Origin of the sequence: Psychrobacter sp. 28M-43, from assembly GCF_014770435.1 — a bacterium.
Classification (GTDB): domain Bacteria; phylum Pseudomonadota; class Gammaproteobacteria; order Pseudomonadales; family Moraxellaceae; genus Psychrobacter.
Map to the genome: position 1 here is coordinate 337409 of NZ_CP061739.1, position 25659 is coordinate 363067.

The window sequence follows — 25659 nt, forward strand, 5'->3', positions numbered from 1 at the left end:
GTTTTCCTTTTTTAGTATTTGGGATTTGTATGCTAGTTAAGTTAAGTCTAATTACAAGCATGATATTTTTTGTATTAGGAATACTAAATCCAGCTTATTACCCGCCATGGAATAGCTTTATTTCAGAATATTTTACTTTTCTATCTCTTTTGTTTTTGATACCTGTATTTGCTAAAAACCCTATTTCTATCCCTAGAATGTCACTTTTTTTTATCTTAATTAGTTTGTTACCTATAGTGCAGTATGCACTAGGTCAAATATTTTTCTTTGATAAAGCCGCTTTGTCTTTTATTTACATACTATCATTCTGGTTAGCTATTGTTATAGGTTTTAATAGCGTTTATAAGTATAAGCATAGTCTGGACTATTTTTATTTTATTATTTTAAGCTGTGGTTTGTTTTCTAGTATAATCGCTATAGCTCAATGGTTTAACATAGATATGAGTATCGACTGGGTCATGCCTGCTCGGTCTCGTCCATTTGCCAATATGGCACAGCCTAACCATCTTGCAACTTTTCTATTGTTAAGTCTAATGTCTTGCTTGTACTTTTACGAAAACAGAAAATTCAACAGCAAGACTCTTTTGTTATTTAGTTTAGTACTTCTAACTGTTATTGCAGTGACCCACTCGCGTACTGCATGGGTTGCTCTATTATTTGTATATTTATATTTAGCAGTATCTTATAAAAGAGATATCATAAATCTTAGCCTTAAAAAACAAAGCTTATTATTGGTTTATTTTGCTGTTGTTGCTATCTTATTACCACTACTTAAAGCCTCAGGATTAAAGTTAGAGACAGCAGTAGCAATAACCCAAAGATCATCTTCAATCTTAGAGCGTATTCAAATTTGGCAGCAAGGTATTGCCGCGATCAAATATCAGTCACTGTGGGGATATGGATGGAATCAAAGCTCTTTTGCACAGTATGATACTTTTGAAGTTGGCTATGCAAAACGTTATACCACCAGCTTTCATAATATATTTTTAGACATCATAGTATGGTGTGGTATTCCAATTGGAATGACTATAATAGTATTTTGTACATTCATAATCATTAAAGCATTGTTAAAGTCAGTTAACGCTTCTCAGACTTGTTTGATAGTTTCAATATGTGTCGTTTTAATTCACTCTTTACTTGAATTTCCTTTATCCTATTCTTATTTTTTATTACCTGTAGGCTTCATGTTAGGAGCTTTGTTTCTTACATTAAATAAAGAAGCTATACAAATAAATGGTATTTATTGCATTTTAGTTTTTTTATTTGGAGTAGGTTTAAATTTATATATAGTTAGAGAATATAGTTATATTCCAGATAATATGGTTGCTGCTGAAATACATGAGATGAATGAGCGAAAAAGTGTTCTTAGCTTACCATATCAACCTCACTTTTTTGATACTTTTGAAAGTCGTGCTAGATGGATTGGTTTGTATCCTTGCACTATGTTTGATAATTATCAGATTGAAGAGATACGATACATGGTTAAAACATATATGATTTACTATGACTTATACAAGTTTTCAGAAGTTTTGTATTTTAATGGTTATAAACGTGACGCACAAAAGCATCTGGATATGTTGAACTATATGTATAAAGAGAGCTTTAAATTAAGCGACTTACAGTGTGGAAATTATTAATAATCTCGATCAACATTAAAAATCTATGACTTTATATTGAAAGCTTACCCTATGAATTCAAATTTATTTTACTAATATAATAATATGGCACGATGTCTGCACTAATAGATTATTACCAATAGGTTATACAATCATATGTTATCGACATCGAATGGCTTATATAAATCTCAAGCTGGATTTACTCTTATTGAGATAATGATTGTTGTTGCGATCATAAGTATTTTGGTAGCCATAGCTACAGTAAGTTATCAAACTCAAGTTAGAAAGGCGCAGATCATGGTCATTTATCAGACTATGAATGACTTTAGAGTTCCATATCAAATACTTATAAATGATGGCGATGGAGTAACAGATTTCAGTCCAAATGGATTGAATATGCCAAGCAATACCAAATACTGTCAGTTTAGTGTCACTGCACCTAATCCTTTAGGAGTAACTATCAATGCTATACAGTGTAAAATCCAAAATCTGAGTTATTTATCAGAACAGACAATTAGCCTTGATAGAGCTTTGAACGGTAGTTGGAGTTGTAGAGCATCTGCTGACATATCAAAGTCTTATTTGCCTCAAGATTGCCAGTAAAAAACCACCTAACAGCATATTGCTATTAGGTGGTTTTTTGTGAACTGCATTTCTTTATCAATGTATTAAAAAATAGTACAAGGCTAACTATCTCTCTAAATACTGAATCTTACCTTCTACGCCATCCCACTTTTCAGCTTCTGGCATTTGCCCTTTCATCTCAGTGATGTTTGGCCATTTCTGCGCCAGCTCTTCATTTAGCTGAGTAAACATTTCTTGATCTTTCGGTACTTCATCTTCTGAGAAGATCGCATTAGCGGGACATTCAGGCTCGCATAGCGCGCAGTCGATGCACTCATCAGGATCGATGACTAGGAAGTTTGGGCCTTCATAAAAGCAGTCCACAGGACAGACTTCTACACAGTCGGTGTATTTGCAAAGAATGCAGTTATCTGTAACGACAAAGGTCATAGTGAGGTCTACCTGTTATTGGATTGGCTGATATAGTCAATCGCTTTCAAGAGAATTATTGTGTCAGCCTTGCCTGAAGTATTATTCATACCTCTGCGCTCAGCTGCAGTGTAATTCTTTTAAATTAAATCAACTATAAGGGCTACAAAGAATAGTTGGAAAATAAAGCGTATTTTAGCGCCTTTACTACGCTTTGACAATTCCCTTTAATGACTAATGATTTTCTTCAAATGATAAAGTAAATCATGCGCTTGCTTGGGCGTTAGACTATCAGGATCAATCATGCTCAGCTCATCTTGCAAGCTAAATAGCTGATTTTGTTTCGGATTTTCTAATGTGTCCGATATCTGAGCGTTATGACTTACTTCTTGATTGAGAGTAGCATTATTATAGCTCTCTTGCCGTTTATCCTTTACTGACTTAGCTAATTCATTTTTATCATCAACAGTTTTTGCTTTATCTACGGTTAAATGGTCTAACTGTAAGTTGTCTGCTAAATAGCGCTTAGCATCCTCTAGCACTTTGGTAGGAATACCAGCCATTTTTGCGACATGCAGCCCAAAGCTAGAGCTTGCTGCACCATCTTTAATTTGGTGCAATAGCAATAACTGACCATCAACTTCACTGGCTGCTACATGGACATTACGGATATCAGCATGATGCTTGCCAATATCATTCGTTAATTGGGTTAGCTCAAAATAGTGAGTGGCAAATAATGTCAGGCAACCAATTTCGACTAGGCGATTGACACAGGCATGGGCAATGGCCAAACCATCAGTGGTGGCAGTACCACGACCGACTTCGTCCATTAATACCAGTGATTTATTGGTTGCTTGATTTAAGATATTGGCTGTCTCAATCATCTCTACCATAAAGGTCGATTTGCCACCAGCCAAGTCATCAGCTGAACCAATACGCGTAAAAATACGATCGATATCACCAATATGAGCACTAGCTGCTGGCACAAAGCTGCCGCAATGAGCGAGTAGTACAATCAGCGCGGTCTGGCGCATATAGGTCGATTTACCACCCATATTAGGGCCGGTAATAAGCAGCAGTCTTTCAGGATGCCCATCACTACCTAGTGCACAGTCATTGGCGACAAAGTGGTTTGTACTTAAGGAATTACCGTTCCTACTGTTGGCGTTTGTTTGATTCAATGCTGCTTCAACCACAACATGACGACCTCGACGAATATCAATGCTGGTTTGATTTTTGGCCACCGATTCGTTTTGGTCTTTTGTATGTAGGCCCATGATTGGGCGCTGCCAGTTATATATCATGGCAAGATGAGCCCAATTGCTTAGCACATCTAGTTGGGCGATAGCCGCGCTAAGCTGTTGTAGTTCAGCCAAGTGTTGGTTTAATTGATTTAAGAGTTCTTGATACAGCTGCTTTTCACGCGCTAATGCCAAGGACTGGGCGCTTAGATATTCTGTCTCGACTTCCTTTAGCTCATCAGTGATAAAGCGCTCGCTACTTTTAAGCGTTTGTCGACGGATAAAGTGGGCAGGGGCATTCTTCGCCTGCATTTTGGGCAATTCAAAATAGAAGCCGCTAACTTTATTAAAGCCAACTTTTAGACTCGGTAATTGATTGTCTTGACGGGCACGCTCGACCATCTCGTCTAGCGTCGATTGAATATTGTCATGCAAATGGGTAAGGCGATCAAATTCTTCATCAAAGCCCGTCGCCAGCATTCCTCCATCGCGGATATGAGCAGGCGGTTCAATGACAATAGCGCGTTCGATTAATTCGGCGACGGATTGAACAGCAGGCAGTTGATCTGGCAATTGCTGCATCAACATTGGTAACAGGCCGGCGTCTTCATAACTGATACCCGATGCTTTCAATAGAGTAGTCAGCTGAGCACTACTAGCGATACCATCGGCAAGCTTGCGTAAGTCACGAGGTTTGGCGCTCATTAGCCCGATTCGACTGCTGATTCGTTCAATATCGCCAATAGTATTCAGCGTTTCTCGCAAACGTGTAACTAGTAAACTATCTTTCAAGTCTTGGTTTGACTCAATTGCGCCACTCTCTGGATTTAGCAAACAAGTTATCGCATCTAGACGCATATTGATACGTGAATGTTGACGTAGTGGACGCTTCATTTGCTGCACAAGTAGGCGTTTACCCATCGGAGTCTGACAATGGTTTAGCACAGATATTAAAGGAGTACCGTTGCTACTAACAGGGGTAAATAGCTCAAGGTTTTGTTGGCTATTAGCATCGATAATTAGGTAGTCATCACTATACTCGACAATGAGTTGGTTGACTTGAGGTACGTGGCGTTGCTGAGTTTGACGCGCATAGTGGATAAGCGCAGCACAACTGGTTTGCGCAAGTGGAGCCTCGTGAATGCCCAACCCGTCAAGACGCTGCACTTCGAACTGTTGACAAAGCGTGTCACTGGCATGCTCACAATGAAAGTCATTGGCAGCGACTTCTATAATAGGGCAGTCCAGATTTCGTCGTAACCACAGTAGCCACTCTGTATCATTGCTTCCAATGCTGTCGCCAACGCTATCAATAAGCGCTTCACTAATGATGCATTCACTAGGCGCAAAACGCGCCAAGACAGTCAGCATTTGAGTTTGCAAATTATCGATATCGTTTTTGTCTGCTATTAGTGTCTGGGTAGTCAGTGTACCCGCAGCCAAATCCATCTGGCTAACGGCTGCTTGTAACGTCTGGCTATTGTCTTGCGTTTTCATAGTCGCAATATCGATGGCAACCACAGTCGGCGTATGATTGGGTGCAATCAATGCATCATCAGTAATAGTACCTGCGGTAAGCGTTTTAACCACTTCACGGCGCATGATGCTACCAGCAGCAGATTTGCTTTTGTCTTTCTTTTGCTTGTCGCCCATCGCAGGGACATTAGACTTATTATCAGCGTTGCCAGTTGTCGATTCGTCAATTTGTTCGCATACAACCACTGTCTGACCAGCAGCGATCAAGCGTGCCATATAGCTATCGGCTGCATGAAACGGCACACCCGCCATGGCTATCGTGTTGCCTGCTTTATCCGTACCACGACGCGTCAGTGTGATATCTAGTATTTGCGCCGCACGCTTAGCATCGTCAAAGAACAGCTCATAAAAGTCACCCATCCGGTACAAGAGCAATGCTTGTGGATAGTTGGCTTTCATGGTTAGATATTGCACCATCATCGGCGTATGGTCTGCTAGATTGTAGACGTCATCGCCTATATTTAAGCAGTCAGAGGTCTCTTGTTTTGATAAGGGCTTTTCTGATGGATTAGGATTTGACGATTGATTTTGTCCAGATGGTTTTACGGTCATGCAGAGTCTCTTATAGTGCTTTAATGAGTGGTAATAGGTATTTTATGATAGGGGTGCTAAAGGGTTATTTGTCTTATGTACGAATTTGATAGATAGCTTTGGCTTGATCCATAAGCCAGTCACTTGTAGATAAATGGCTCCACGACAAATTTTGAGCCAAGATGCAGTGGTAGCAAACGTATAAAAATCAAACCGCGACAAACAAATAAAGTCGCTGAAAAAGCTAAGAAATTTAACAAGGTATTCGCTATTTTAACACGTCCTACTAGGTTTTTACTGTGGCAAATATCTACTCGCTGCCCTTGTATCCATCAGCGTCATAACCATATATAATGACGGCACACTTAATTGGGCGATACTAAATTAGGTAGTACTTAGTCGGGTGATGACAAGGCAGAGAGCTAAGCTTTGGCTAATGCGCACTAATTATCGAATATTCCATAGGTCAAAAAATTATGTTATCAAAGATTATAGGCAGTGTGGTTGGCACCAAAAATGACCGCGAATTAAAACGCATGCGTAAAGTGGTCAGCAAGATCAACGCACGAGAGGCTGAAATACAAGCCCTGTCTGATGAGCAACTACAACAAAAAACTGAAGAATTTAAAGCCAGACATCAAAAAGGCGAAAGCTTAGATGCGTTATTGCCAGAAGCATTTGCTGTCTGCCGCGAAGCATCATTACGTGTCAACGGCATGCGTCACTATGACGTGCAGCTGATCGGTGGTATCACCTTGCACGAAGGTAAAATCGCTGAGATGAAAACTGGTGAAGGTAAAACCCTAATGGGAACCTTGGCCATGTACCTAAATGCTATCAGCGGTAAAGGGGTTCATCTGGTCACGGTCAACGATTATTTGGCTGCGCGTGATGCTGAACTAAACCGCCCGTTGTTTGGGTTTTTGGGTATGACTGTTGGTGTGATTTACTCACAGCAGCCACCACAAGAAAAAATCGAAGCTTATCAAGCCGACATTACCTATGGTACCAATAACGAATACGGCTTCGATTATCTGCGCGATAACATGGTCTTTAGCCTTGCTGAGAAAAAACAGCGCCCGCTAAACTTTTGTATTATCGATGAAATTGATTCGATCTTGATTGATGAGGCTCGTACGCCGCTTATTATTTCGGGTCAAGCTGAAGATTCATCACGCATGTATGCGCTGATTAATACGATTATTCCTGTGCTAATCCGTTCAAAAGACGAAGAAGCGAACAAGAATAACGAAGAAGAAGACTTTTGGATTGATGAAAAAAATCGCCAGATTGAGATCAGTGAAAAAGGCTACGAGAAAATCGAGCGCTTCTTAATCGAAGTCGGTGAGCTGGGTGAGAACGAAAGCTTGTATAGCCCAAGTCGTTTGCCACTTTTGGCTCACGTTCAAGCGGCCATTCGTGCGCATCACGTATTTGTCAAAAACGTTCACTATATCGTGGATGAAGGCGAAGTGGTCATCGTTGATGAAAATACAGGTCGTACTATGCCTGGTCGTCGCTGGTCAGAAGGCTTGCATCAAGCAGTAGAAGCGAAAGAAAATGTTGAGATCCAAGCAGAAAACCAAACGCTTGCAACCACGACATTCCAGAACTATTTCCGTCTATATGACAAATTGTCTGGTATGACGGGTACTGCTGATACTGAAGCTGCCGAGTTCAAATCTACTTACGATCTAGATGTCATTGTCATTCCAACGCATGAGCCGATTGCTCGTATCGATATGGATGACCAGATTTTCTTAACCAAGTTAGGCAAATACAAAGGCATCATTCGCGAAATTAAAGAAATTCAAGCCAAAGGCGCGCCAGTACTGGTTGGTACAGCGACGATTGAGGCCAGTGAAGAGTTGTCTTACTTGCTCGACCAAGAAGGTGTTAAGCATAACGTCCTAAACGCCAAGCAGCATGAGCGTGAAGCAGAAATTATTGCACAGGCAGGTAGCCCAAAGTCAGTCACGATCGCGACTAACATGGCAGGCCGTGGTACGGATATTATCCTTGGTGGTAACTGGCAGTCGTTTATCGAAGATATCGATGCGGTGAGCCCAGAAGAGATGCAGCGTCTAAAATCTCAATGGCAAGTCAAACATGACCAAGTCGTAGCAGCTGGTGGTTTACATATCATCGGCTCTGAGCGCCATGAGTCACGCCGTATCGATAATCAGCTACGTGGTCGTGCTGGTCGTCAGGGTGACCCTGGTATGTCACGCTTTTTCTTATCGCTTGAAGATGATCTTATGCGTATCTTCGCAGGCGATCGCGTGGTCAATATGATGCGTGCGATGGGCCTCAAAGAAGATGAAGCCATCGAACATAAAATGGTCTCCAAATCAATCGAAAACGCGCAAGGTAAAGTTGAGAGTCGCGATTTTGATGCCCGTAAAAACCTATTGAAGTATGATGATGTTGCCAACGAGCAGCGTAAAGTTATCTATGGTCAGCGTGATGATTTATTAGCAGAGATGGACTTATTAGAAGCCATCGAAGTGATGCATCATGAAGTGTATAACGCGATGATCAATCAGTTTATTCCGCCTGGCTCTATTGATGATCAGTGGAATATTGACGGCTTAGAAGACGAATTAGAAGACGAATTCAAAATCTCAATGCCAATTAACGATTGGTTGGATGAAGATCGCCGTCTGGATGAAGAAGGGCTGCGTGAGAAAATCGTTCAAACGGCGATAGATCGTTATCACAGTCGCCGTGAGCAGATGGGTGAAAAAGACGCCGCTCAGCTTGAGCGTCATTTCATGTTACAGAGTCTAGATAAGCATTGGAAAGAGCATTTAACGCAGATGGATCAGTTACGTAAAGGGATTCATCTGCGGGGTTATGCACAGAAAAACCCTGAACAGGAATATAAGCGTGAGTCGTTTGAATTGTTCCAGATGATGCTTGGTGCGATTAAGTCTGAGACCGTACAAGACTTGTCACGTGTACATATCCCAACCAAGGAAGAGCTGGAAGCATTAGAAATTCAGCAACGTGAGAACGCTGCCCATATGCAAATGCAGTTTGAGCATGACGATGTAGATAACTTGGATAGCAATGCGAGTGGTTCAGCTGCTCAGCCGCAACCACAAAGCCGCACTCTAAACAGTGGGGCTACGGCAGCTGGCGTTGGTGCTGCTATAGCAGGTAACGGTAGTAATGCTAATGAACCAAACCCATATGCAGGTATGAATATCAGTCGTAATGCAGCGTGTCCTTGTGGCTCAGGTCTTAAGTACAAGCAGTGTCATGGTAAAATCTAGTCGTTAGTCATGGCAAGTTAATAGCTATGTATTGAACTGCTATTAAAGACAGCCTTTATATGAAAAAGCCCTTATCTTAAGTAGATAGGGGCTTTTTCATATCTGTTAAATAACTTATGCAAACTTAAAACTTGCTAGATTAAGACCAACAAACACTTTGTATTGATTACTTACAAATTCAGCATAGGCGTGAATTTATGGACACGCTATAGTGTTTAACATATTTATTTGGGAGAGTGTCATGAGTGTAGAATTCTTAAAAAAAGTACGCAGCTCAGTAGTTTTAACAAGTTTGTTGGCTGGCGCCTTGACGGTTAGTGCTTGTCAGCAACAGTCAGAGCCAGAGACGGGAATGGAAGAAGGTGCTAATACAGAAGAGTCCGTTCCAATGTCAGCGGAGCCTGCTGAACCTAGCGATGTCGTTGTCGATACCGAAGACGCTTCACTTAACGAAGTAGAAGGTGATACCACCGCTTCAGTAAACAGCGGCGTGATGCAGATGTCGTATCTATGTACACCTGAACTAAAAGTTGAGGCGACTTATAAAGAAGATGCCAATCAAGTTGTTGTCGCAACCGACATGGGTACAGTAACGTTGAACCAAACCAATGAAGGTAGTAATCCTGAAGTGTTTGAAGTGGCGACCGCAATTGATGGTGGTCAAGGATTCACACAATGGCGCGTAGGGCACGAAGCTCGTAAAACTGGCGTCATGCGTACCGCTGGTGCAGATGAGTCAAATGTTAATACATTCGAGTGTAATGAAGCTTCGTAGTTTATCTTCAATATTTAGTAAGTGATAGGCATTAAAAAAGCAACGCTAAGATAGCGTTGCTTTTTCATGTTGTGAAATAATCTTTATCAATCATACAAGTTCGTAGTAACTAAACTATCAGCGCTTATTTTAATGGAGATGTATCAGAACCATGAGCCAGCAAACCTTCTTCAGTCACATCTAACTCTTCATGTTTGAGCTCTACTTGAATGCTGTCAGTATGTACATGGGTGCTTTTGTTAATTTCGATGTCTTGGATAGCGTAGGTGTCTTTGGTAATGGTCGCCACTTGGCGAGATAGCACAATATCAATTGGTTCATCGCCAATCTCTATTTGCTTACCATTAATGGTCACTACGGCTTTGCTATCCAAAGAAGGCTCAACGTGGCGCAATATGTCTTTGTCATCATAGTTACCAGAGAGTAAATCTTGGCTTTCTGCGTCATTGTACTCAGTACGTATAGTAATATATTCTTCTACCAACTGAATTGGCACTTCGACAGTTTTAGTACGTGAATGCTTGGTAACGGTTACCTTACCTACATCCAAGCGTTCTTTGTTAACTACAGGACGCTCTTCTAATAGCTCTAAGTGTCCAACATTGACGGTATTATTCGTCTGCTTCGTTGAGATATTTTGTTCTTTATCCAAGTTATCTTGGTAAAGGCTGTTTCCATTTTCAGTAGTCATTATTATTCCTTTATAATTATAAAATGATGAATTTCTAATAATTTCAAACGTTATATGTTAATTAACCACATATATTAACTAGCTACATTGAATACTATAAACCATTCGCTCATGTTATGAATACAAAAAAGACCAGAGACATGCTCTGATCTTAATGGCTAAACATATGAGTTTAGCTAATTATTACTATTATATTTAACTGACGGTATAGGAAACTTACGTCGTTAAACTATGACGTATTAGCATATTACATGCCGCGAGCACGGCGTACATCTTCTGCTGTGATACCATCACGGTCTACTAAGTTACCTTCACGGTCAACCACATTGCCGTCGCCATCAACATCTAGCTCTTCGCGTTGAATGGTCTCAATCAAGGTTTCGGTATGGTGATCGGTCGTTTTACCGACATTTACTTCTTCAGAAACATATGTTTCTTTGCTGACGCGAGCACGTTCAGCTTGTAGTTCAACTTCAACTGTTTCAGTAGCATCAAGGTCGCCAATACGACGATCTGTTGGACGATCTACGCTAGTACGCTGAATATTGGCATGTTCTTCTTCTAGATCTACGTCGACATTACGCTCTTCAGTGACGACATGTTTACCCACTTTTACTAGACCAGCAACAATACGGTCTTTATTCACCGTTAGACGCTCTTCTAATAACTCTAGTGTGTTTGGTGCGTCATAAGAGTGATCTGCAATATCAACACGATCTTCTACAGGGAGTGTATCGGCAGTAAATGCTTGACGATCTCTTTCGTACTGCTCTTTGTAGCTGTACTGGTAATCGTGATCGTATACTTCCATAGCTTCTACTTGTGTTTTGGTCAAGCTATCAAAGAAGACATCATCACCAACGATACGGGCTAAGCCTGCTGGTACCAATACTTCTTTTGAACTAAACCAACCACCTGCATCTACTATTAAGTAGCGGATACGACCAGTGGTGTCTTCTACTAGTGCACCTTCGATCTTACCAATTTTTTCTTCATTGATACCGTAAGCAGTTTTATGCGTTGGGTCATAATAGTCATCACCAATTAAGTCTTGATGAGTAGCTTGAATATCTTTTAAACGGATTAGTTGACTCATTGTTATATTCCTTTTTTGCGAGTTTATTTTTTATAATGTAATGGTTGATGTTGTTATTAATTTTTAGTAGAACCATATTTATTACAGTTGAAGGTAAGTCAAACGAATAGCTTCCCTATCAACTTGTAGCTATCCTAACACCGTGATTTTTGATGAGATATATGAGCAAGGTAGCAAAATGTGCACTTGCAGTAATTGCGTGTAATAGGCTGTAAGTGGCATAACATAGGAGGGGGTAGAAGTTAACGAGACTTTACACAGAGTAATATTCAACATTCATCGAAAGAAAGCAGACACAAAAAAACCGCATTTCCATTAGCAATGCGGTTTCTCAATAAACATAACTATCTAGCTATTACTCAATTGACTTACTCTAAGTCAGCTAAACCTACTTTATTTAAGCAAGTTCAATAGCAACAGCTACCGCTTCACCACCACCGATACATAGCGTTGCAATACCTTTTTTGCCACCAGTACGTTTTAGAGAGTTGATAAGCGTAATCAGAATACGAGCACCTGAACAGCCTACTGGATGACCAAGGGCACATGCACCGCCTTCGATGTTTACTTTAGCATGGTCAAGTTTCAGCTCATCCATCGCAGCCATAGTAACCATCGCAAAGGCTTCATTGATTTCCCATAGATCTACATCATCTACTGACCAGCCAGCACCTGCTAATACTTTTTCAATGGCACCGATTGGCGCAATAGTGAATTCGCTTGGGTGACGTGAGTTTGAAGCAGTAGCAACGATACGAGCTTGATAGTCAAGGCCTTCGGCTTTCGCTTGTGACTCTTTCATCACGACGACAGCTGCAGCGCCGTCTGAAATTGAACTAGCATTTGCGGCAGTAATGGTACCGTCTTTAGCGAATGCTGGACGCAAAGTAGGAATACGATCAGCGTTAGCAAGAGCAGGTTGTTCATCGGTATCAACAGTTTGCTCGCCTTTACGCGTTGCAAACGTAACAGGCTCGATTTCATCTTTGAAGTGGTTGTCTTTGATAGCAGTCAGTGCACGGTTCAACGACTCAATAGCAAACTCATCCATTTGCTCACGTGTATAGCCTTTTTCATCGGCCATTTCTTGAGCAAACATACCCATAAGCTTACCAGTATCGGCATCTTCTAGACCATCTAAGAACATATGGTCTTTGACTTCTTTGTGACCCATACGATAGCCGCCACGTGAACCTGGCATGATATACGGTGCATTGGTCATTGACTCCATGCCACCTGCAACAGCGACGTTGAAGCTACCCGCTTTGATACCATCATGCGCTTGCATGACTGCTTTTAGGCCTGAACCACAAAGTTTATTGATCGTGACAGCACCAGTCGCATCCGGTAGACCTGCTTTACGCATGGCTTGACGGGCAGGGCCTTGACCCAGACCTGCCGTCAAGATACAACCCATAATGACTTCATCAACACTGTCAGTGCTAACACCTGAGCGTTCGACGGCAGCTTTGATAGCGGCGGCGCCCAGCTCGGTAGCACTCATGTCTTTTAGTGCGCCTTGAAAGCCACCCATTGGTGTACGTGCGCCGTTTAGGATTACAATTGCATCATTTGACATCGTTATTATTCCTTGTTGTGCGTTTTGATTAAGTATCTACCAAGAAATCAGATGCCGATTGGCTAGCTTTTGCTTATATTATAAGCATCTGTCTTCTTCAGTATGTGGTTTATGCTAGCTCATCTAATCGTATGCGTACTACTTTATCAGTAATGGTCTCTAACGTTTCAATTTTTTCGATAGCGAGATTCATCTGACTCTCGACCACAGGTAGCGTCAGAATAATCACCGGCACTTGACCTACTTTATGCGCAGGCTTTTGCAAGATTGCATCGATGTTGATACCGGCATCACTTAGGATGCGCGTGATATCTGCCAATACACCTGGACTATCATAAGCATGCACACGTAAATAATATCCAGTTACCATCTGATCAGCGCGCAATATAGGCGTGTCTGATAGCTGGTCAGGGATAAATGCTAAATGCGGGACATGATGTCCAGTGTTGCTCTGATCGTCGCGGTCTTTGCTACCCAGTACACGAACCAAATCCATGACGTCGGCCATCACTGCAGAAGCGGTTGCACCAGCACCAGCACCATCGCCGCAATAGAGCGTCTGGCCAAGTGGATGTGAGTTAACTAGTACTGCGTTTTTTACACCATTGACGTTCGCCAATAGCGCATCTTGTGGAATAAGTGTTGGGTGTACGCGTAATTCAACCCCTGCATCACCATCGTTTTCGCTATCGCGGCGTACTGCAAACCCTAAATGCTTGATACGGTAGCCAAGCTCTTCGGCATAGTTCACGTCTTGCAGGGTAATACCAGTGATACCTTCACAGTAGACTTTATCAAACTGTAGCGGAATACCAAAAGCGATAGAGGCGAGTAGCGCCAATTTATGAGCGGCATCAATACCTTCAACATCAAAAGTAGGATCTGCTTCTGCATAACCTAACTCTTGTGCTTCGCTTAATACGTCGGCAAATGGGCGACCCTTATCACGCATTTCGGTCATGATAAAGTTACCAGTACCGTTGATGATACCCGCGAGCCAGTCGATTTTGTTGGCAGCCAGTGCTTCACGCATTACCTTGATAATGGGAATACCGCCTGCTACCGCTGCTTCATAAGCAACATGCACATTGTTTTCTTCAGCGAAAGCAAAAATCTCATTACCGTGTTCAGCGAGTAGAGCCTTGTTTGCCGTAACCACATGCTTGCCGTTTTTAATGGCCTGCATAATTACGTCTTTGGCTAAGGTGGTACCACCAATCACTTCGATAACAATATCGACGTTTTCGCTTGCGGCAATTGCCATCAGATCGCTGTTTTGCATGATATCGGCATCAATATCATCACGCTGACGACGTGTACCGACTTCGGTAATAATAATGTCGCGTCCGCTACGGCGTTTTAGCTCATTTAAATTGTCATTGATCAGATTGATCACGCCCGTTCCGACGGTGCCCAGACCAAGTATCGCTAGTTTGATGGAATTACTCACAGTATCCTCAAGAGGTTAAATACAATGAAGTCAGTATAAGCGATGACAGTGTCAAATGAGTCTGCGACATCAAACAGAATGTCTGTGCCCATTGCCTGTACTGCTTGCCTATCTACTTCATCATAGTTGAATAAAAAAAGCTCAAATAAAAAGGGTGTTGCTCATTTTGCATCGCGCTTTATCGTATCATACCGACAAGGCATTGTGACGTCTATACAATCTCATAAAAGCCAATGTTCTGAAGGTTCATGTCATAAAGGCTAAGATTATAAAGACAACATCATCAAGGTTATATCAGCTGACGATTATAAAAAAGCGGTAGCTTCAATCTTGTTTGGCATATGTATATGTCATTTATGCTTGGTTACTAATATTAGTTACCAATATTAGTTGTTGATATGAGTCACTAATACTGGTAACTCACATTATTAATTAGCGCCTACTGCTTGTGCCAATTCTGCTGCAGGTAAGTAACCACCTACTTGTTGTCCTGTTTCGGTAAACACCGCCGGCGTACCGCGCACACCAAGTCTTGAGCCTAGAGCCATATGTTCTTGTACAGGGTTAGCACAGCTAGGGGCTTGTACATTAGCACCGATTTTTGCTTGATCCATCGCCGCTTTACGATCCTGACTACACCAGATCGCTTCCATCTTTGGTACAGACTCTTGACTGCGTGGCCATGCCAAATAACGAACCTCGATACCGCGCGCATTGATATCATCCATTTCTGAATGTAGTTTGCGACAGTAGCCACAGTCTGCGTCGGTAAAGGCATAAATAACGGCTTTGGTTTCACCTTTCGCTGGATAAATCACCATGTCTTTTTTATCGACGGCTTTTAGCGCTTCTTGTGCTGTCGTAGCAACCAATGCAGCACTGATATCAACCGGAGCGGCATTACCCACAGCAATAATCTGACCTTGAATAATATGCTTGCCAGCTTTATCAGTAAAGAAAGAAGGTAGACCTTCAGCGGTCACCCAATAAATACCATCCATATCTGTCGGTACGGCTGAAACGATAGTTTCCTCGATACCAGAGCTTTTTAGGTTCGCCTGTAATGCCTTCACCACGGTTGCATCATTACCAGCTGAGGGCTTAGTAGCAGTGGATTTTGTCTGGGCAGCGTTTACAACACTGGTATTGCTAGTTGCATCAGCGGCATTGTTTGAGCAGCCAGCAGCGATACCAACTAACAGCGCACTCATCATAAAACGAGATAGAACGGTACGAGAAAGAGGATTACGCAAGGTGGTGTTTTTGACAGTGGGGAACGGCATACGGGTTTCCTATAGGCGTCGCGCCTAATCATGAGTTCGTTATAAAAAACGCTATAAACTTTTCTATATAGTAATGTGTCTTGGCAGTGTTTTAAAGGTCTAACAATGAAGAAGTTTTTATAACTTATTGATAATAAAAGATAGGCAGTAATAGCCTTCATATTACCATATTTACGCCAAATAATAGCAAAGGGAAGACTGCCAAGAAGTATCAACGAAGCCAACTTTAAAGAATGGCTATCAACATAAATTCAAAAAATAAGATACATTTGTGCTATTTAATATAGTTGCTTGAACTTGTAGTCTAAGGCTAATCGCATTGTTTTTATAAAAATCTATATAAAATGCGTTGTATAAATCATTTGAGAACGACTTACTTTAACAAATTTGCTTTAAGGAGCACACATGGCAGGTGCCAGTTTATTAACCTTACTCGATGACATCAGCGTCTTAATGGATGATGTGAGCGTCATGACCAAAGTTGCCGCCAAAAAAACCGCGGGCTTAGTTGGTGATGATTTAGCACTCAACGCCGAGCAGGTCACAGGGGTTAAGCCAAATCGTGAGCTCCCCGTCATTTGGGCAGTAGCCAAAGGCTCTGCCGTGAACAAAGTGATTTTAGTACCAGCGGCACTATTGATCAGTTATTTTATACCGTGGTTGATTACTCCGCTATTGATGATCGGAGGGTTATACCTGAGTTATGAAGGGGCTGAGAAGGTCATTCACAAGTTTTGGCCGAAGTTGTTGCCTCATGATGAAGAGCAAAATGCCCGTTTAAAAGCCAATGCAGATGAGTCGGTAGATTTGGTCGCGTTTGAAAAGGACAAAATCAAAGGTGCCATACGTACAGACTTTATCTTATCAGCTGAGATTATTGTTATCTCTTTAGGCGCAATTACAGCAGCTGGTGGCGATATTGTCCAAAAGGGCATCGTACTTTCGATAGTGGCTGCTGTCGTGACCGTCGGTATTTACGGCTTAGTTGCAGGCATCGTAAAGATTGATGATGCGGGTCTGCATTTGATTGAAAACTCACAAGCAGGTGATAGTAAGCGCAAGTTTGGCGAGTTTATGCTTGCAGCTGCGCCAAAGCTTATGAAGTTTTTATCCATAGCGGGCACGATTGCGATGTTCTTGGTGGGCGGCGGTATCATCGTGCACGGTATCGGCTTTTTGCATCACAGTGTAGAAGACATTGCCCATCTTACTGGGGTATTTGAAGGGTTAACCGCGTCATTGTTAAATGGATTAGTCGGACTGATTGTTGGCGCTATTGTAGTAGCTATTGTTACTACTATTGGTAAAATCCGTGGTAAAGATGACACAGCGTCTTCTGCACATTAAGCTTATCTGCTCTCTATTGTCTCTCGTTTGAATTAGCAAGTAAGTTTGACTGTATTAAAATAAAAAGCCCCAAAGCTACGAATAGCTTTGGGGCTTTTACATTTGAGCTTATATGACTAGCTGTCGCTGTCTGTATCATCAGATGCGAGCTTTTCAGCTTGCGTCGGCTTCTTATGATCCGTCTTAGGCTTACGACTGCGTGCCTTTGGTACTTTTGGCGTAGTCAGATTAAACATACCGGTCTGTGGTAGCAGTTGCTCAGCCACATTTTCGATCATGTTTTTATAGCTGGCTATAGTCGTCTTAGACTTAGCTGCCTGACTGTCTTCTTTGCTAGCTTCTTTAGTAGCTTCCTCTACTGCCGATTCAGTCGTCTGCTCAGTCTCTGCAGCTATGTTTTCTGCAGCACCTTCTACTTCATTGACAGTTTGCTCTGTAGAGATTTCGACTTCTGCATCCTTAGCTTCTGACTGAGCACGCTCGACTTCTAGCAAGTGCTCACTATCAGCACTGATATCATCAGTTTGAGCCTGATTGGCGAGGGCGGTCGCTTCAACGTCATGCGCATCGACTTCACTATCAGTTTCGGTTTGCTCGACGATAGCTTGTTCAGCAGGTACGCTCAATACAGTGGGTTCTTGATAATCAGGATGCTGACCACGTGGATCATTGCTAGCACGCTTAGTGATAGCACGTGGCTCAACGGCTGTCTTACCTTGCGCGGCTGCAAATTGTCTGACCGCTTTGGTCATTGCTTCAAAGCGTGCAAGGTAGTCGGCAGCCAATGGTTGATAGCCATAGTTGCTAAAGTCAAAGCTCTGGCTAGCAGCATCAGAGCTATTATCAGTACTCTGAGACTGCTCATTATGCAACGCAATAGTCGCAATAAAGCAGTTGATAATGCCTTCTTCTACTAAGCGCGTTTGCGCCTCTGGTAGCGTGGCACGAATAAACTCACCAACCGTACCACGTATTGCTGGCACATTAGTAGCAGCTGGCTTGTCCGCTTGAGCGGCTTGCTGAGCGAGTACTACACGTGGATCGTTACTCGCTTGCCCAAATTTCTCAGCAGTCACGTAACGTGCGCCAAATAGTGCTTCATGAGTTAGCTCAAGTGCTGAGTTACTTACATTACTTGTGCTTGCACTATTACTGTCAGCCTGAGTATTCTGAGCTTCATAGCCCTTACTCACATTTTCAGCAGTCTTGGTTTCCTGCTGTTTTGGAGTCTGAGTTTCTTTAGCTGCTTCTACGTCAGCAGTTACCGATGTTGGAGCTTCCGCTTTACTTTCGGTGTTACTCGTAGAGGTCGATTGAGCTTCTACAACTACAGGTGCTTTTTTCTCTTCAGCAGCCTGTTCATGCTTAGGAGCATCGTTTTGCACCTTAGCTTGTTCAGTATTTGCACGCTTATCACTATTTACCTGATTAGCACTTGCTTCCACCGTACTTTCTGCATTATCACTTTTCTTATCAGTGTTTGGAGCATTGGTGTTTTGCTTACCAGTGTTCTGCTCATTGCTACTATGCTTATCGGTAGGTTTTTGAGCAGCTGTTTCGTTTGAACGCTCATCTTTTGCTACGTTATTTGTTGCGCTTCGCTGCTCGCTAGGCTGATTTTTAGCCTGTGTGGCTTTGCTATCATCTAAAGATAGATGAACCACTTCAGGCGCTTTTAGCTCAGTTGGCGCTTCATTGACCTGTAGCATGACCTCGTTAGGGTCCTGATTACGGCGCGTGTTAGATTGATTTTTGCTATTGGCAGCATCGTTATTTCTAGCGTTCTGCTGTTTGCTATGCTTAACGCTGTCAGCTGTTAATGTTTCACCGCGCTCTAGCTTACCGCGTGAGCCGCGTTGACTATGCGATTTGCGCTTAGTACGGGTTTGCTCATCTGCTTTAGAGCTGTTCTCGTTATCAGCATCACTGCGCTCACTTGCGTTACGATTGCTGCTCTGTTGATTGCTATCTTGGCGGTTATTACGATTGCGATCGTTCGTGCGTCTGTTATCGTTCTGACGCTTGTCTTGCTGTCTTTGGTCTTGAGTATCAGACGATTTGTCATCAGCACTGTTTGAGCCAGTACTTTCTGAGCTACTGTTTACGTTGCCAGCAGTCTCGTCAGTCGTCTCTTTTCTTTGACGCGGTTTAGAAGATCTAGACTTACGCGGCTTACGTCTTCTTCTGTCTTCATTGCTGCTGTCGTCAGTATCGCTGTCATTACGACGCGTATGTTGACGATTAGCGTTGTTATCTGACTGTTGGCTGTCGTTTTTCTGACTGTTGCTTTGTTGAGTTGGCTGCTCACCAGTTGCAGCGGCACTATTCAAGGCATTGCTATCAACTTGTCCAAACGAGCCTAAGCTTTGCGCGCCAGTGTTTACTAGCGCTTCGATTGCTTCAGCGGCATCTCGGCTACTGACACTAGGCGTCGTAGTAGCTTGCGGTGCTTGAGCAAATAGGTTTGATAACCACGCGACGGCTTTTGGCTGAGCAGTAGCTTCGACACTCTGTGTCTGCGGCGCTACTGGAGCGGCAACACTAGCGGTTTTATTGGCTTGCGGTGCATGTGCAGGCGACACATCGTTGGTATTTTTATGATTACGACGATCATTGCTATGATTTACCGTATCGTTCTGCGCTTGCGTGGCTGCATTCTGCTGCGTGTTTGAGCGGTTCTGCTTATCATCTGCAGTTTTACGAGGCTGGCGAGTAGGTTGCTGTTCAGGACGCTCTTTTTCAGCAGTCTGCCAGTCAACGTTGTAGCCAAGGTCACTGTGCTCTTGTTGCTGAGTATCAGTGATACGCTCATAGCTCGATGGTGCAAAGCCATCACGGTTGAAATGAAGCTTGAAGTTTGGTGATTCCAAATGCGCGTGTGGCAAAATAGTGATACGAGTGCCACTGTCTTGCTCAAGATAAACCAAGCTATCGCGCTTTTCGTTTAATAAGAATGCAGCGATGTCTGTCGGGACTTCTGCTTGTACTTCACCTTGGCGTTCTTTTAGAGCGATCTGCTCAATTTGACGCATGATAGATAATGACAATGAACGCAAGTCACGAATCATACCGTTGCCGTGACAACGTGGACAAATATAGCCTGTTGACTCTTCTAATGAAGGACGTAGACGCTGACGGCTCATTTCCATTAGACCAAACTTAGAGATATCACCAAATTGAACGCGCGCACGGTCATATTTGGTCGCGTCGATTAGACGTTTCTCTACTTCTTTTTGGTGCTTATTGTCATTCATGTCAATGAAGTCAATAACAATCAAACCACCCATATCACGCAAACGAAGCTGACGAGCAATCTCATCGGCTGCTTCTAAGTTAGTATGGTAAGCGGTCTCAGCAACATCTGAACCCTTGGTTGACTTAGCTGAGTTAATGTCGATAGAGACTAGTGCTTCTGTTTGGTCAATAACGATTGAGCCACCTGATGGCAGACGAACTTCACGCTGATAAGCGGTTTCAATTTGTTTTTCAATATTAAAGCGCGAAAACATCGGCTCATAGTCAGTATATTTGCGTAGCTTTTCGGCTTGTTTTGGCATTACTGCATCGATAAACCCAGCCGCTTCAATGTAAGCGTTTTCGTTATCAATCCAAATCTCAGCGATATCATCACGCAGATAATCACGAACAGCACGAGTGACAACGCCCGCTTCTTGGTGAACCAAGCGCGGTGATGGGTATTTTTGGTTTTGTTCTTGAATGGCTTGCCAAATATTGAGCAAGTGGTTTAAATCGTGCTGCAAGTCTTCTTGCGTTTTACCAATACCCGCAGTACGAATGATGACACTCATGCCTTTTGGTAAATCAAGGTTGCTCAGCATGCGCTTCATGTCTTCGCGCAGTTTGCCCGAGATTTGACGTGAGATACCACCGCCGCGAGGGTTGTTTGGCATCAATACCAGATAACGACCGGCTAATGACACATACGTCGATAGGGCAGCGCCTTTATTACCGCGCTCTTCTTTTTCGACTTGGACGATTAGCTCGTCGCCTTCTTTGATCAGCTTTTTGATGTTTTCGTCACGCGGGTTGCCGCTTAGGTATTCAGCAGAGATTTCACGAATTGGCAAAAAGCCTTGACGCTGAGAACCGTATTCGACAAATACTGCTTCGAGCGATGGCTCGACACGGGTCACATGACCTTTATAGATGTTAGATTTTTTTTGCTCGCGAGTACGGTTTTCTAGGTCGAAATCGTACAGGTGGTTGCCTTTACATAAGGCGACACGAATCTCTTCGTTTTGAGTGGCGTTGATCAAAATGCGTTTCATATTTGTATCCTATGAGTACGCATGACAACGATAAGACAGTCTTTAGGACATAGTGGCAAGTGTGGCTAATATTGTGATTAGCGTGTGTAGATGTTCATTAACGGTAGAACGTAAATCGTGGGTTTATAAAGCACATGGGCTTTTTCAATGGCTTCTTTTTTACCTGAAGTAATGAGCGGCGCTCAGATTAATATCAGTAATATAGGGTGTAAGGCTATGGTACTTATATTTTATCATCAGTAAACTTGGTACATATATGATTGGGTCAGCGAGTCAAAGCGCTCTTATTCTCAGTACGTTCTATTGGTAGTGATTTCAGCGCACGTTGTAAGCGTGGGCGAGGGTCAGTTACATCTCTAAAAAATACTGATATTAAAAAGGCGTGGTGCTGTTGCCATTCATCCATCAAAGTCTAACAATAATATCGCGGTCATGATTGCTACTATATAGTGGCGTCATTCAGCGGTTGTTTGTTCAGGCGAAGCAATTGGTTACTCTTTGTTTATCGTTCTTTGTCTAACGTCAATAATATCTTGGGTGTCTCAAGGTTAGGTGTCGCAGCTTTTGTTATCAGCGGGGCGTACTTGGCAAACAGAGTAATGGACCAGCTTGTCAGCGTGGTATCGTATTTACATTGTTATCGTCATCTGTTTGACCACCAATACTTAGGCAGCTATCGATATACTTTTCGATCCTAACGCTAAACTACCCATACTTGCTCAACTATGCTGGCATAAAGAACCATCAGATAAATAGTCATTAGATAATGATTGGTTATCGAGTACGGTCGTTGTCATGCAATTAGTGAGTCAGTGTTGTGTTGTAATCGGTTAATAAGCTGATTTATTATCAGTGTTATTAACGCGATGGTATTTAGTGTCACTATTTATTTTATGGTACCGAATAACATTCAGTACAGTATTTTTAATTTGTAGGGCTATATTTGGTAAGTAATACCTCTAAATAAATAACGCGCCCTAAAATCAGATGAAACGTGTCAGGTCAGCAGGATAAATAGTGTCAACCTCTTTACTGGCAAGTAGTAGAAAACTAACAGGCAATAAAACGGTGGTCAACTATTTGTAACAACAATGATTATTGCTGTCGCCTCTGCTTAATTGTCGCTCAACATGCTAAACTATAGCAAATCTTTGTGTAAATACCTAACTAAAAATGACAAACTCAAAAATGACTGACGACGCTACTACCCATGAAGCCCCTGCTATTTTTAATAGCAAAACACGCCCACAAAGCGCTGACGATGAGATTAGCAACTTCGGTAAGGTGAACTACCTCGAAGTAACGCGCCATCAACACGATCAGCGTTTGGATAATTTTTTGTTAAACCGTTTAAAAGGTTTGCCAAAATCGCATATCTACAAAATGATTCGCTCAGATGAGGTACGCGTTAATAATAAGCGCTGCAAAGCACACGATAGAGTGCAGCGCGAAGATGTCGTGCGTATTGCCCCTGTAGAGCTAGCAACGCGCGAGAAACCAATTATTAGCACTGAGTTTGCCAAAAGCTTGCTAGCTCGTGTGGTCTATGAAGATGATGGTTTGTTAGTGCTAAATAAGCCCTCTGGTATCGCTGTTCATGGCGGTAGCGGCTTGGACTTTGGTGTTATCGAAGCCATGCGTGAAGTGACGGGTAAAAAATACCTAGAGCTAATCCATCGCATTGATAAGGACACATCAGGGTTACTGATGATTTCCAAAAAACGCTCAACGCTCAAAGTGTTACAGCAGCATTTGGTAGACAAGACCATTCAAAAGCACTATCTATGTCTAGCCAAGGGACAGCCTGCGCTTAATGAGCAGCGTATCAATGCACCATTGCTACGTTACACGCTTGCCAGTGGTGAGCGCCGAGTGAAAGTAGATAGCCAAGACCCACAAGCGAAAGAAAGCCAGACTGATATTATTATCCATAATCGCTTTACGATTAATAGTCAGCCAGTAAGCTTGATTGAAGCCAAGCCATTGACAGGTCGCACTCATCAAATTCGTGTGCATTTAGCGCATATCGGTCATGCTATCTTGGGTGATGACAAATACAACGTTCATGACAAATCAGGCGTCCATCGTCTGTGTCTACATGCATGGCGCTTAGACATTCCAGGCTACAAGACCATTACTGCGCCATTGCCAGACGATATGGCAGATTGGTTACCAGAAACAACGAAATTGCCTGAATAGTTTTCCAAAATAAACTCTTAAGCCAAACTATTTTTGTACTTTCCTAAACGTCACGATATCTTATTTTTACGAATAAGCCACCGTGACGTTTTAGTATCTGCTATTTATTATTGTTATTCATTAAGGTAAACCCATGACCAAACCAGCTACAACTTCAGAGTGTGTTATAAATGCTCAACCATCAGCAGAACACAATTTGTCTGATAAGACATTAATTATTTTTGATTGGGACGGCACGCTAATGGATTCAATCGGCCTGATTGTTGAGTCTATGCATGTGGCTGGCGAAGCACACGGGTTTGAGACGACTGATAAAGCCGTAAAAGACATCATTGGTCTGAGTTTAATGAATGGTATTAAGATTTTATATCCGCAGGCAAACGATACGCAGTTGCTTGCCATTCAGCAAACCTATGCAGAGTACTATATTGCTAACAGTCATAGTACGCCGCTCTTTGAACCGATAGAGCATATGTTGCAAACTTTGCAACAGCAAAGCAAAACGCTCGCCGTAGCAACGGGCAAAAAAAGAAAAGGGCTAGATCGTGTATTAGATGCCTCCGATAGCCATGATTACTTTGCGATTACGCGTTGTGCTGATGAGTCAGGCTCCAAACCTGATCCGCAGATGTTGACCGATATTTTGGATTATACGCAGCAGCAGGTTTCTGATGCTGTGTTTATCGGTGACAGTATCTATGACATTCAAATGGCAACAGCATTGGGCATGACCAGTATAGCGGTGAACTATGGTACGGCAATGAGTGCAGAGCTTGCGGAGCAAAATCCAACCTACCAAGTTGATACTCCACAAGCGCTAGTAGACTTGTTATGCGGGTAGAGCTAATTTTATAATTCTTATTATTTTAATAGCATACCGACGATGATAATGAGTGAATAAACAGGCAATAAAAAAGGGTTTATCGTAATAGCGATAAACCCTTTTTTGTTAAAGATGATGATATCTATTTGTTTTCTTGATCAACTCTCTCTTTTTCACTGCTTTCTTTTTCAATAGCGTCTTCTAATTCAGCGCCTTCTAGCAATGCAAAAGAAGACTCAATGATTTTGTCTGCATCAAGCTGATACTCATACCAGTTGCCCATTATTCCAGCCAGCTCATCGAGACCTTCTTTTCTGAGGGCTGAAAATAACTGAATGGTACAGTTTAGGCCCAATTTTTTCAGGCGTTTACGAGTCTCAAGGAGGGCGTTTTTAGAAGCACCGTACTTTAATTTATCTGCTTTGGTTAGCAGAATATGTACTGGTAGCTCACCATCGTTTGCCCAGTGCAGCATTTGCTCATCAAAAAACTTAAGCGGATGACGAATGTCTGTCATCAGTACCAGACCTGCAAGGCTTGAGCGTGATACCAAGTATTCTTCTAGCTCAACCTGCCATTCTTTTTTCATCTCTAGCGGAACAGCTGCGTAGCCGTAACCAGGCAAATCGACCAAACGTCTGTCAGTATCACCGATACTAAAAAAGTTAATCATCTGCGTGCGTCCAGGTGTCTTAGACGAGCGAGCCAATTGACGCTGATTGGTTAAGGCGTTGATGGCTGATGATTTGCCAGCGTTTGAGCGACCTGCAAAAGCGACTTCCAATCCCATGTCAGGCGGACAGAGACGAAAGGTAGGTGCTGACATCATAAATTCAGTTTGCTGAATTTTCTGACGAGATTTGGTATTGAACAAGGCATGTTCAGCGGCGACATCGTTAAACGGGGTACTCATAAATGGCTCATTAATCTTA

16 protein-coding genes are annotated in these 25659 nt (G+C 42.5%); 7 read left to right on the forward strand and 9 right to left on the reverse strand.

The annotated features are described in order from the left end of the window. The first annotated feature begins 29 nt into the window (after window positions 1-29). Window positions 30-1637 carry an O-antigen ligase family protein gene (locus tag IEE84_RS01480; RefSeq protein ID WP_191114649.1) on the forward strand — a complete coding sequence of 536 codons (1608 nt, stop codon included), beginning with the start codon at window positions 30-32 and terminating at the stop codon, window positions 1635-1637. 135 nt (window positions 1638-1772) lie between these two features. Beyond that, a complete protein-coding gene (locus tag IEE84_RS13200) occupies window positions 1773-2219 on the forward strand; it encodes a pilin (protein WP_191114650.1) in 447 nt (148 codons plus the stop codon). A gap of 87 nt (window positions 2220-2306) precedes the next feature. Here the strand turns inward: IEE84_RS13200 and fdxA are convergent, their stop codons facing one another. Both fdxA and mutS read right to left on the reverse strand, forming a co-directional pair. Then, window positions 2307-2630 (reverse strand): ferredoxin FdxA, encoded by a 324-nt coding sequence (fdxA, locus tag IEE84_RS01490; protein WP_101205516.1) that lies wholly within the window; start codon window positions 2628-2630, stop codon window positions 2307-2309. A 206-nt stretch (window positions 2631-2836) separates the two neighbouring features. Continuing rightward, window positions 2837-5938, reverse strand: coding sequence for a DNA mismatch repair protein MutS (gene mutS / locus IEE84_RS01495; protein ID WP_191114651.1), 3102 nt, complete (start codon window positions 5936-5938; stop codon window positions 2837-2839). Window positions 5939-6393: 455 nt separating this feature from the next. Here mutS and secA point away from each other — a divergent pair, with 455 nt between their 5' ends. Further along, window positions 6394-9195, forward strand: a complete 2802-nt coding sequence (secA, locus tag IEE84_RS01500; RefSeq protein WP_191114652.1) for a preprotein translocase subunit SecA — start codon at window positions 6394-6396, stop codon at window positions 9193-9195. A 241-nt stretch (window positions 9196-9436) separates the two neighbouring features. Continuing rightward, on the forward strand, window positions 9437-9970 hold the full coding sequence (locus tag IEE84_RS01505) for a hypothetical protein (RefSeq protein ID WP_191114653.1): 534 nt from the start codon (window positions 9437-9439) through the stop codon (window positions 9968-9970). 124 nt (window positions 9971-10094) lie between these two features. On the opposite strand, the gene IEE84_RS01510 is transcribed toward IEE84_RS01505, so the two are convergent. From IEE84_RS01510 to IEE84_RS01530, 5 genes are all read right to left on the reverse strand, one after another. Next, complete coding sequence (locus tag IEE84_RS01510) at window positions 10095-10661, reverse strand: YsnF/AvaK domain-containing protein (protein ID WP_191114654.1); 567 nt, start codon at window positions 10659-10661, stop codon at window positions 10095-10097. 247 nt (window positions 10662-10908) lie between these two features. Continuing rightward, a complete protein-coding gene (locus IEE84_RS01515; protein WP_191114655.1) occupies window positions 10909-11757 on the reverse strand; it encodes a DUF2382 domain-containing protein in 849 nt (282 codons plus the stop codon). 397 nt (window positions 11758-12154) lie between these two features. After that, the gene (locus tag IEE84_RS01520) at window positions 12155-13336 is read right to left on the reverse strand and encodes a thiolase family protein (protein WP_191114656.1); all 1182 of its coding nucleotides are present in this window, start codon (window positions 13334-13336) and stop codon (window positions 12155-12157) included. Between the two features lie 109 nt (window positions 13337-13445). After that, a complete protein-coding gene (locus tag IEE84_RS01525; RefSeq protein WP_191114657.1) occupies window positions 13446-14786 on the reverse strand; it encodes a homoserine dehydrogenase in 1341 nt (446 codons plus the stop codon). A gap of 428 nt (window positions 14787-15214) precedes the next feature. Then, window positions 15215-16069 carry a DsbC family protein gene (locus IEE84_RS01530; RefSeq protein ID WP_191114658.1) on the reverse strand — a complete coding sequence of 285 codons (855 nt, stop codon included), beginning with the start codon at window positions 16067-16069 and terminating at the stop codon, window positions 15215-15217. A 405-nt stretch (window positions 16070-16474) separates the two neighbouring features. Here IEE84_RS01530 and IEE84_RS01535 point away from each other — a divergent pair, with 405 nt between their 5' ends. Continuing rightward, window positions 16475-17416, forward strand: coding sequence for a DUF808 domain-containing protein (locus IEE84_RS01535; protein ID WP_057758232.1), 942 nt, complete (start codon window positions 16475-16477; stop codon window positions 17414-17416). 116 nt (window positions 17417-17532) lie between these two features. Here IEE84_RS01535 and IEE84_RS01540 read toward each other — a convergent pair whose 3' ends face one another. Continuing rightward, window positions 17533-21705, reverse strand: coding sequence for an Rne/Rng family ribonuclease (locus IEE84_RS01540; protein WP_191114659.1), 4173 nt, complete (start codon window positions 21703-21705; stop codon window positions 17533-17535). A gap of 1188 nt (window positions 21706-22893) precedes the next feature. On the opposite strand from IEE84_RS01540, the gene IEE84_RS01545 reads away from it, so the two are divergent. Both IEE84_RS01545 and IEE84_RS01550 read left to right on the forward strand, forming a co-directional pair. Then, on the forward strand, window positions 22894-23904 hold the full coding sequence (locus IEE84_RS01545) for an RluA family pseudouridine synthase (RefSeq protein ID WP_191114660.1): 1011 nt from the start codon (window positions 22894-22896) through the stop codon (window positions 23902-23904). A 133-nt stretch (window positions 23905-24037) separates the two neighbouring features. Next, on the forward strand, window positions 24038-24745 hold the full coding sequence (locus IEE84_RS01550) for an HAD family hydrolase (RefSeq protein ID WP_191114661.1): 708 nt from the start codon (window positions 24038-24040) through the stop codon (window positions 24743-24745). A 124-nt stretch (window positions 24746-24869) separates the two neighbouring features. Here IEE84_RS01550 and yihA read toward each other — a convergent pair whose 3' ends face one another. Continuing rightward, on the reverse strand, window positions 24870-25640 hold the full coding sequence (yihA, locus tag IEE84_RS01555) for a ribosome biogenesis GTP-binding protein YihA/YsxC (RefSeq protein WP_191114662.1): 771 nt from the start codon (window positions 25638-25640) through the stop codon (window positions 24870-24872). Between the last annotated feature and the right edge of the window lie 19 nt (window positions 25641-25659).

Coding starts and splice junctions, on each gene's coding strand:
- IEE84_RS01480 (WP_191114649.1), top strand. CDS start 30: ATGCTAGTTAAGTTAAGTCTAATTACAAGCATGATATTTTTTGTATTA.
- IEE84_RS13200 (WP_191114650.1), top strand. CDS start 1,773: ATGTTATCGACATCGAATGGCTTATATAAATCTCAAGCTGGATTTACT.
- fdxA (WP_101205516.1), bottom strand. CDS start 2,630: ATGACCTTTGTCGTTACAGATAACTGCATTCTTTGCAAATACACCGAC.
- mutS (WP_191114651.1), bottom strand. CDS start 5,938: ATGACCGTAAAACCATCTGGACAAAATCAATCGTCAAATCCTAATCCA.
- secA (WP_191114652.1), top strand. CDS start 6,394: ATGTTATCAAAGATTATAGGCAGTGTGGTTGGCACCAAAAATGACCGC.
- IEE84_RS01505 (WP_191114653.1), top strand. CDS start 9,437: ATGAGTGTAGAATTCTTAAAAAAAGTACGCAGCTCAGTAGTTTTAACA.
- IEE84_RS01510 (WP_191114654.1), bottom strand. CDS start 10,661: ATGACTACTGAAAATGGAAACAGCCTTTACCAAGATAACTTGGATAAA.
- IEE84_RS01515 (WP_191114655.1), bottom strand. CDS start 11,757: ATGAGTCAACTAATCCGTTTAAAAGATATTCAAGCTACTCATCAAGAC.
- IEE84_RS01520 (WP_191114656.1), bottom strand. CDS start 13,336: ATGTCAAATGATGCAATTGTAATCCTAAACGGCGCACGTACACCAATG.
- IEE84_RS01530 (WP_191114658.1), bottom strand. CDS start 16,069: ATGCCGTTCCCCACTGTCAAAAACACCACCTTGCGTAATCCTCTTTCT.
- IEE84_RS01535 (WP_057758232.1), top strand. CDS start 16,475: ATGGCAGGTGCCAGTTTATTAACCTTACTCGATGACATCAGCGTCTTA.
- IEE84_RS01540 (WP_191114659.1), bottom strand. CDS start 21,705: ATGAAACGCATTTTGATCAACGCCACTCAAAACGAAGAGATTCGTGTC.
- IEE84_RS01545 (WP_191114660.1), top strand. CDS start 22,894: ATGACTGACGACGCTACTACCCATGAAGCCCCTGCTATTTTTAATAGC.
- IEE84_RS01550 (WP_191114661.1), top strand. CDS start 24,038: ATGACCAAACCAGCTACAACTTCAGAGTGTGTTATAAATGCTCAACCA.
- yihA (WP_191114662.1), bottom strand. CDS start 25,640: ATGAGTACCCCGTTTAACGATGTCGCCGCTGAACATGCCTTGTTCAAT.